This window comes from Ruminococcus sp. RTP21204st1_B2_RTP21204_210225, from assembly GCF_040914135.1.
Taxonomy (GTDB): domain Bacteria; phylum Bacillota; class Clostridia; order Oscillospirales; family Ruminococcaceae; genus Hominimerdicola; species Hominimerdicola aceti.
This window is the reverse complement of record NZ_JBCPGA010000061.1, coordinates 1-9,993: the sequence shown is the minus strand read 5'-3', so window position 1 is coordinate 9,993 and position 9,993 is coordinate 1. Positions and strand designations below refer to the sequence as shown.

Here is a 9,993-nt window from a genome sequence, read left to right as displayed (position 1 = left end):
TATGCGTCCCCTCAAATGGTTTTCGCCTATCGAATTTCTTAATAATAGTGTCCAATATGATTGACAAACCTACATTTCAGTCAAAATAAAAAAATTGCAAAAAAGGTATTGACATTCACATTCATTTGTGATATAATAAATAAGCACTCAGGAGAGAGCAGTAAAAAAGCAGTAAAATATCGCGGGATGGAGCAGTTCGGTAGCTCGTCGGGCTCATAACCCGAAGGTCGTTGGTTCAAATCCAGCTCCCGCAACCAATTTTAGGACTATCGTTTGATAGTCCTTTTTTTATGCCCAAATCACCGACAAATACCACAAAAAGATCGGCCAGTAATCCCATTTTGGATCTACTGACCGATCTTGCTGTTTATTCACTTGCACAAAACGTAACGCCAGCCTTAAATCAACGTTCCTTGTCCGTCAGCTCAAACCTGATACTGTGCAGGTCAAGCCCATTCTGCGCAAAGTATATCCTGAAAGTTGTGAAGCGTGAGAACATAGGCGTTTCCTTTTCCATTGAAACAGCCTTGCCGCCAGTGCCGTTGAACGTGAACGTACCCACCGCAGTTCCCATGCTGAACAGCGTCATAGGTATCTGCGCAAGCTCACTCTGTGTAGAGCTTGCCGTAACTATCACCCTGTAAATACCGAAGTTTGACAGGTCAAGAGCAAAGCTATAAGAAGTGCCTTTCTTTGTGTCAACATCACTAAGGTCAAGAGTTATGTCACGGTCTACCTTGTAAAACTGTACAGGCTTGTCGTCCTCCTGCTCCTCGTCCTCTCGGTTTATCACCTTGACAGTATCTCCTATACCCTCCGCACGCTTAAGAGCATTAGTGTGAAGAAGAAATCCGCATATGTTCGCCGCATTTCTCTGAAGCTCACACCTCTCTATACCGCCATTTTCAAGGGCAGCAAGCGTGTTATCGTCATTCTTTTCTCCGTCAGGACAAACCATGTAAACATCGTTCTGCGCCCTGGCCATAGCTGCAAAATCCGTCTTGTCAGGCTCTTTTCCACGAACGTTTATGTTCGCCCACCAGTCCGTCATGGTGAAGCCCTTGAAGCCCCATTCCTCACGAAGTATCACTGTGTTAAGGTCAAAGTTTCCTGCCGTCCACAAGCCGTTTACTCTGCCATATGTGGTCATAACAGAGGAAGCTCCTCCCTCTTTTACCGCTATCTCAAAACCCTTTAGATATATCTCCCTGAGCGCTCTTTCCGATACCACTGAGTCGATAAAATGCCTGTTTGTCTCACGATTGTTCGCACAGAAGTGCTTTATCGTACCTGTCACCCCTGCACCAGCCATGCCCTTTAACTCAGCCGACGCCATTTTGCCAGTAAGAAAAGGATCTTCCGAGAAATACTCAAAGTTTCTGCCGTTCAAAGGGTGTCTGTGAATGTTCATTCCAGGGCCAAGCAGACAATCCACCTTGTTAGCCGCCATTTCAAGCCCCATAAAAGTGAAAAGCTCACTTGTAAGCTCCTTGTTGAACGAAGAAGCTATCATAGTACCGTTCGGCAGGCTGAAAGCCTTTGTGCCGCAGTCAAGTCTCATGCCCGACGGACCGTCCGAACAGCAGCCAGCAGGTATGCCAAAGCCATTGAGATTTTCCGACACTCCCCCGAACGCCGAAGCCGTACCAGCCGTGACCCTAGGGCTTCCCATGCCCTCACCCCTTATAATGCAGGAAAGGTCATAGTCTGAAAGCTGTGCAATAAATTCGTCCATTGTGTTCTTGCCGTTCTTAACGTCCCAAAGCTTTATGCCCTTGTCACCAGTGTATGCTATCTCTTTCGGAAGCTTCTCCAAACGCCTTGCACTTTCGTCTACCTCAGATACAGGCACAGCCTCTCTGCCAATGCTGAAAGCTCCGCCCTCGCAAACAGGCTTTATCCTCTCAAAACTCTCCACAGGAGCAAGCGACTGAGTGAGCCTTTCTGTTACCAGATCCTCACCCTGCTCAAAACTGCAAGCATATTCAGCACTTCTCACGTCACTGCCCACATAGAATTTATATTCCCCTGCTTCAAGCACATAGCATGACTTGTTGCCCGTCACACCCGAATCGTCATAAGAAGCAAGCTTTGCGATATCCACCGCTATCTCAAACACCTGCTCTTCCTGTGGTACAAGCTCCTTAGTCTTTTCAAAGCCGCAAAGCACTCTAGCCGCCTTGCCGAGCCTTCCCTGCGGAGCTTCGCAGTAGACCTCTATTACCTCTTTGCCCTTGTAAGAACCGATATTTTTCACCGATACAGAAAGCTTCACAGCCCCCTCTGTTATCTCAGCCTTTTCCGTCTTTATCTCAAACCCAGTGTATGAAAGGCCAAATCCGAACGGATAAAGCACCTTGTCTTTAGCAAAAGTCTCAAAATAGCGATATCCCACATAAATATCCTCAGCGTAAATATCCCTGTTTTCCTCCCTGCCGAAATTAGCGTCCGAAGGGTAGTCCGACGCCTTGTATGCGATAGTGTCAGGAAGCTTTCCGCTTGGGCTTACCTTTCCTGTCAAAACGTCTGCCGTACCCTTTCCGCCTGTCATTCCCCCCTGCCAAACATAAAGCACAGAGTCAGGGGCAATTCTGTTTATGTCGGTCATATCGATGATATTTCCCACATTGAGAAGCAAAACAACTTTTTTGAAATGCTTTCTCACCACCGTGAGCATAGCTATCTCGTCATCGCTTAGCAAATAAGAGCCTGCCTCCAGCCTGTTGTCCTGCTCCTCGCCTGCCGTCCTGCCTATTATCACAATGGCAGTTTCACAGCTTTTTGCAGTTTCTTTGACAAGCCCCTCGTCAAGTGGCATCTCTTTCTGCGACCAAGGCTCTCCGCCCCAGCCCTCGCCTAAGTCGAATGGGTTTTCCTTGTCCCATTTTCTGTATGTGTCAAGAAGTTTCTCATTGACCTTTACGCCGTTATCAATAAGCCCGTCCAGAATGTTCACTACCTTAGTAACATTCACCATTCCTCCCGAGCCTGTTCCGCTTTTATAATAATGAAACTGTATGCGTCCGAAAACAGCCACCTCTTTGTCTGTATCAAGTGGCAGAGCATTATTATCATTTTTGAGCATAACGATTCCCTCAGAAACCATTTTCGCCGCAGTATCAAGATATTTGTTCCAATCAAGTATTCTTTCCATAGCTTTCACCTTTCCAAATTTTCTATTGAATTTCAAAGTGTATTATAGCACAACCCTCCCACCTATTCAATAAAGATACTATGAACAATGGATTTACTTTTTATATAGCATATCCTGTCCTCAGGAAAAATATTGCACAATGTGTTTATTTGTGCTATAATGAGTATATATGACTGCACCGCACGCTCCTTGTTCGGTGTTCCTTATTAAAAAAATTATTGTCGGAGGGGTAAAAGTGGATAATATCGTCACTGTCGGCGGACACATAAACGCATCTATAAACTTTGCCATGCAGCAAAACTATGTCCCTGTCATAAGAAGCCTTGTAGTAAATAACAATTCAGAGGAAGCCCTTGAGAATATCGGACTTAAAATAACCTTTGAGCCTGAGTTTGCAAAGGAATTTACATATCATATCGGCTCTATACCCGCAAAAAGTTCTGCCGAGATATCCCCCGTGAGGATATCTACCAACACAGATCTTCTTTTCTCTCTTACAGAAAAAATGGTGGGCAATATCACCATCGAGGTGCTTCAAAATGGTGAAAATATCTTCACCTATCAGAACACTATAGAGCTTCTCGCCTGCGATCAGTGGAGCGGTTTGAACATAATGCCTGAGATGATAGCCGCATTTGTTACGCCAAATCACCCTGCGCTCTCCCCAGTTATTCATGAAGCTTCCACGTTCCTGAAAAAGTGGAAAGGCGACCCCTCTTTCACAGGCTATCAGACCAACAACCCAAACAACGTGAAGCTTCAAATGGCAGCAATTTTTGCCGCCCTCGTCCAGCAGAAAATAGTCTACAACGATCCCCCTGCAAGCTATGAGGTCATAGGTCAGAGGATACGCCTGCCGCATAAGGTTTTGGAGCAAAAAATGGGCACTTGTCTTGACCTTGCGGTGCTTTATGCCGCCTGCCTTGAAGCGGTGGGACTTCACCCTCTGCTGTTTTTCATGACAGGTCACGCATTCTGCGGCTGTTGGCTTGAAAACGAAACTTTCGCAGATTGTTGCGTTGACGATGTTTCCGCCATCGAAAAGCGCATTGCAGAAAATGCCGAAGAAATGCTCCTTGTGGAGTGTACAGACTTTGTTGACAGCAATGTTCACGATGTCGAGCGTTTCGACCATGCCATGAAACACGGCAAAGACCATATAAGCAACATGGAATTCCAATGCGTCATAGACATTATCCGCACCCGTGGAAGTGGCATAAGACCTATCCCTCTGCGTCCCGAGCAAACCTATTCAGGTATGCAGCTTGCCGAAGAATCCGACAAGCCAAAAGAGATTCTCGCCCCCTCCGAGCTTAACAGCTCGCTTCTTGGCAAAGTGGCAGAGGGCAACGATAAGCCCGTCACAAAAATGCGCATATGGGAAAGAAAGCTTCTTGATTTCAGCCTGCGAAATTCTCTTTTGAACTTCCGTGTCACAAAGAACACCATGCAGCTTATGACCGCCGACCTTGGAAAGCTTGAGGACGAGCTTGCAAGCGGAAGTGACTTCCGTATCATGGAAATACCTACCGAGTGGACAGTTTCCACTCGTGACGCAAAAATATTCGCTATTGAGAACGAAAAGGACCTTGTGACAAATATCGCCGAGAACGAGTTCAAAAACAACCGCATAAGAACGTTCCTTAATGAAGCCGACCTTGACGCCGCCCTTAAAAGCCTCTACCGCTCCGCAAAGGTGAGCATGGAGGAAAACGGCAGCAACACCCTTTTCCTCGCTCTGGGACTTCTCCGCTGGTATGAAAGCGACCTTTCCGAAAAGCCACGCTATGCCCCTTTGGTGCTTATCCCTATAGATATCGTCCGCAACACACGAAATAAGGGCTATGTAATAAGGAGCAGACAGGAAGAAACTCAGATAAACGTCACACTTCTTGAATATCTCCGCCAAGACCATGGCATCAGTATCACAGGCCTTGACCCTCTCCCACTTGACGAACACGGCATAGACCTGCCCCTTGTTTTCAATACTATCCGTCAGGCTGTCATGGGCAAAAAGCGTTGGAACATCGAGGAATATGCCTTTATCGGTCTGTTCTCGTTCAGCCAGTTCGTAATGTGGAACGACCTTCGCAACCGCTCAGAGGAGATAAGCCAAAACAAGGTGGTGTCCAGCCTTATGGCTGGCTCTCTCACCTATGCCCCCGAGGATATAAGCATAACCCCTGAGAATATAGATTCCGACCTTGACCTTGAAAACATGGCAGTGCCGATGAGTGCAGACTCCTCACAGCTTGCCGCCATTGCCGCAGCAGGAAGCGGACAAAGCTTTGTCCTCCACGGTCCTCCGGGAACAGGAAAATCTCAGACTATCACAAATATGATAGCAAACGCCCTCTATAATGATAAAAGCGTGCTGTTCGTTGCCGAAAAAATGGCAGCCCTCAACGTGGTGCAGAAACGTCTTGCAAACCTAGGGCTTGACCCGTTCTGCCTTGAACTCCACTCCAATAAAACAAACAAGACCACTGTCCTTGCAGAGCTTGACAAAGCCCTTGAAGTGGGCAAAATAAAATCTCCCGAGGAGTATTCAGCCGAAGCCGCAAGGCTCAAAGCTCAGAAAGCCCAGCTCAACGATACCATAACCGCACTTCACGAAAAGCGTAACTGTGGTGTGACCCTTTATGAAGCTATATCAGCCTATGAGCGCAGTATATCCGAAAAAGACAAATTATCAGTTTCAAAAGACATCTTCGCTAACGTGGCAAAAGAAACTCTCGACCGCTTCAGCGACCTTGTGCATAGATATTCAATAGCCATAGCCGAAACAGGCGACTTTGCCGACTTCCCACTTAAAGATATCGGCATTACATCATATTCTATGGAACAGCGTGACAAGTTCCACACTGAAGCCGCCGACCTTGCCCAAAAAGCCACCGCTTCCTCTCAGTGCGCACAAACTCTCGCACAGGCTTATAGCTACAGCGGTGACCTTGACAAGACAGCAGTAAAAATGCTTTCTGACATATACAAAGCTTCCACCGCTGATGGTGAACTTCTTGACGGACTTCTCTGCGCACCTCACTATGATATCACCCTGCAAAAGATCAAAGATACTCTTGCCGTAGGAAAAGAGTATACCGCTCTCTGCACCGATATCCTCAGCCATTTTGAAAAAAGCATTTTTGACTTTCCTGCGTCAGAATCGAAAATGCTCTATAAGCAGGCAGAGCAAAGCTGGTTTTTGCCAAAAGCCATGAAACTTGGCAAGCTTGTAAAAAGCCTAAAGCTCCACGCCAAAGACCCTGCTTCCGTTACAAAAGCAAACCTTGGTGAAATTCTCGATAAGCTTTGCACCATAAGCGAAAAGAAAGACTTCCTGCGAAGCCTGCCGTCAGATGTAACAGCGCTTCTCACAGGTATTTACATGAACGAGCAGACCGATTGGAATGTCCTTGAAAAAGCCGTTTCAAAAACCGACAGCATTATGAATGCCATTAAGCAGAAAGCGGGTGCTGACCCTGCACAAATGGCTCAGACTATCGGAAAAGCAAACTGCACTTCTGAAGGACAGGCTCTCTCCTCATTCCTTGAAAAGCTTTCAGCCTTTGAGGACAGCTTCTCAGCCAACATGACCGCCATAGAAGCAAGTGCAGATTGGCTTGGCTTATCTGCAGAAAAGCTTAATACCTATGCCGAAAACGCAGATAAGCTTAGATACGCTGCCCAGTTCAACAGTGTTGACAAAGAGCTTTCAGACAACGGACTTTCAGGTGTCAGCGAAAGCTACCGCACAGGCAATGTTGACAGCGAAAACGTAGAAAAAGCATTCTCCTGCACGCTAAACTATCAGCTTGCACTTATGATAATAAACAGCGATAAACGTCTTAGCCAGTTCAGCAGTAACAGTGCAAACGACCTTATCACACAGTTCAAAGACACTCTCGACAAATTCTCACGCCTGACTATACAGGAGCTTTTGGCTCGTCTTTCTGCAAAAATACCTGCCCAAGGCTCAGCCTGCGCTTCCACCTCTGAAATGGGCATACTCAAACGTGCCATAAAGAGCAACGGCAGAATGATGTCACTTAGAAGCCTTTTCGATAAGATACCAAATCTTCTCCGCAAGCTCTGCCCTTGTATGCTCATGAGCCCCATATCAGTTGCACAGTATATAGACCCGTCATTCCCGAAATTCGACCTTGTTATCTTTGACGAAGCTTCACAGCTGCCAACAGCCGAAGCCGCAGGCACTATCGCAAGGGGCGAGAACGTTGTTATTGTGGGCGACCCTAAACAGCTCCCACCAACAAACTTCTTCTCCTCAAATCGGATAGACGAAGAAAACAGCGAAAAAGAAGACCTTGAAAGCCTCCTTGACGATTGCCTTGCTATCTCCATGCCGCAGCAGTATCTCAAATGGCATTATCGTTCACGCCACGAGAGCCTTATTGCCTACAGCAACATGAAATACTATGACAATAAGCTTCTCACATTCCCGTCCCATAACGACCTCATTTCAAAGGTGAGCATTATCCACCCCGAGGGTCACTATGACAAGGGCAGAACAAAGCAGAACAAGGCGGAAGCAAGAGCCGTTGTTGACGAGATAATAAGACGAATGAGCGATGAAAAGCTCCGCAATGACAGCATAGGTGTTGTAACATTCAGCTCCGTTCAGCAAAATCTCATTGACGATATGCTCTGTGAAGAGTGGGCAAACCACCCTGAGCTTGAAGAACTTGACAGAAAGTCACCAGAGCCGGTCTTCATTAAAAACCTTGAAAACGTTCAGGGCGACGAACGTGACGTTATACTCTTCTCCGTCGGCTATGGTCCTGACGAAAAGGGACAGGTTTCAATGAACTTCGGCCCTCTCAACCGTGACGGCGGCTGGCGAAGACTTAATGTAGCAATATCCCGTGCAAGAAAAGCCATGATAGTCTACTCTGTCCTCCGTCCTGAGCAGATAGACCTTTCAAGAACACGATCCGAGGGCGTTGCAGGACTTAAAGGCTTTCTGGAGTTTGCCGAGCGTGGAAAGCTTGCCGTAACAGCCCACAGCACCACAAAAAGCACAAGCGACAGCACGGTAACAGAGTGTATCGCAAAAGCCATAAAAGAGCTTGGCTATGGGGTGAAATGCAACATCGGAAGCTCCGAGTTCAAAGTTGATATCGGCATAATCGACCCTGACAACGAAAACGAGTATCTCTTGGGCATACTCCTTGATGGTGAAAACACTCTCCACAGCTCAACTGCACAGGATAGATTTATCCTACAGCCAAGCGTGCTTAACGGTCTTGGCTGGAATATCCTGAGAGTGTGGACGCTCGATTGGTTTGACGATAAGGACCGAGTGCTTAAAAACATAAAAGCCGCCATAGACAGCGCACCAAAGCATGAAGCCGAAACCGCTCCCCCCTCAAAGCCTGCCGTCTATTCCACATCGCAGTTTGAAAAAGAAGAAGCTTCCGCCCTCACATCAGCCTTTGCACAGCCCTATGTGACCGCAGATATTGGCATAATGGGTACATCTGATGACTTTTATAAGCCCGAAAACAAGCAGAAAATAAGGGAAACAGCCGAAAAGATGATCGCTGTCGAAGCACCAATAAGTGAGAAGCTTTTCATGAGAAAAGTTTTCACCGCATGGGGCATAACACGAAGCGGCTCAAGAGTGGAAAGCATCTTTGCCGATGCCGCACAAGGCGTTTCACCATTCGCCACAGCCGATGAAAACAGAGTTTTCCTTTGGAAAGAGGGGCAATCCCCTGAAAGCTATTCTATCTATCGCACAAGCGACGATACCAACAAGCGAAGCATGGAGGATATCCCCTCCGAGGAGATAATAAACGCCGTGAAAGAAGTGCTTTGCCAGCAGATAAGCCTTTCAGAAACCGACCTCGTAAGAGAAACAGCCAAGAAATTCGGCTACACAAGAGCTGTGGGCATAACGGAGAGCGTAATAAGCTACACCCTGAAAAAAGCTCTCACCGCAGGTCTTATCAAAAAATCAGAAAGCGGAAACATCTCCGCAAAATAATACGCAAACAAATCAAAACCACCGCTGAGAGTTTTCCTCCCAGCGGTGGTTTCTATTCATATCAGTATTTCCATTTCTCCGAGCAAATCTGCATCTCAACCATGTGCTTGTAGATACCGTTAGCCTTTTTAAGCGCCTCAGGCTCACTCTCATGTTAGCCTGCACCATGAACGCTGCCTTGTGAGAACACATTAGCGCAGCGATAAAAAACACCATTTCAAGAACTGCAAAAGAACTTTTCTTTTTCTCTTTCATAACTTGGCTATTTAAACTTGTCAAGTTTTTTTCTTAAAACAGCTCAAAATCTTGTAATAATATCATTTTCATGATATAATTTTATCATATGAATAAACGACAGGAAATGATAAAATGAAAAACATAAACAAAGCGATCACTTTCGCTAAAAAAGAAACCGTCCTGATAGTGGCAATGCTCTTAGCCGTTATATCGTACCCGCCCAATAATCCCCCATTCCCTAAAACCAAAGATCCCCGAGTCCGAAACTCGGGGATATATTTCACGGTAATTTGCAGATCTTCTGTGTAGCCTCATTCCACGGCATCAGTTCTTCCAGAATATCCGGATTGGTCAGAAACTCCATGCTCGGAAGTACTGTCAGCAACAATTCAAAGTATTTGAACACATCAAGCCTGTTCGCTTTTGCTGTCTCAACGATGCTGTATATATCAGCGCTGGCTTTTGCTCCGTTCGGAGTATCACTGAACAGCCAGTTCTTTCTGCCTACAGTAAACGGCCTGATCGCATTTTCCGCTGCGTTGTTTGAAATAGCACAGTCGCCGTTTTTGAAATAATTCCCGAGATACTCTCTGCGCTT

The 9,993-nt window shown here is 46.4% G+C and carries 3 protein-coding genes and 1 tRNA gene; 2 read left to right on the top strand and 2 right to left on the bottom strand.

The annotated features are described in order from the left end of the window. Positions 1 to 180 precede the first annotated feature (180 nt). Positions 181 to 257: transfer RNA gene (locus AB5123_RS13085), tRNA-Met, on the top strand. A 146-nt stretch (positions 258 to 403) separates the two neighbouring features. Here AB5123_RS13085 and AB5123_RS13080 read toward each other — a convergent pair. Further along, positions 404 to 3,154 (bottom strand): glycoside hydrolase family 3 C-terminal domain-containing protein, encoded by a 2,751-nt coding sequence (locus tag AB5123_RS13080; protein WP_337812581.1) that lies wholly within the window; start codon positions 3,152 to 3,154, stop codon positions 404 to 406. A 235-nt stretch (positions 3,155 to 3,389) separates the two neighbouring features. Between AB5123_RS13080 and AB5123_RS13075 the strand changes: the two genes are divergently transcribed. Further along, positions 3,390 to 9,158, top strand: coding sequence for a DUF3320 domain-containing protein (locus AB5123_RS13075; protein ID WP_368364923.1), 5,769 nt, complete (start codon positions 3,390 to 3,392; stop codon positions 9,156 to 9,158). Between the two features lie 517 nt (positions 9,159 to 9,675). Here the strand turns inward: AB5123_RS13075 and AB5123_RS13070 are convergent. Then, positions 9,676 to 9,993, bottom strand: a 318-nt coding sequence (locus AB5123_RS13070; protein WP_368364922.1) for a transposase, incomplete at its 5' end; no start/stop codon positions are given.

Excerpts from the sequence above, each read along its gene's own strand:
- AB5123_RS13080 (WP_337812581.1), bottom strand. The coding sequence starts at position 3,154 with ATGGAAAGAATACTTGATTGGAACAAATATCTTGATACTGCGGCGAAA.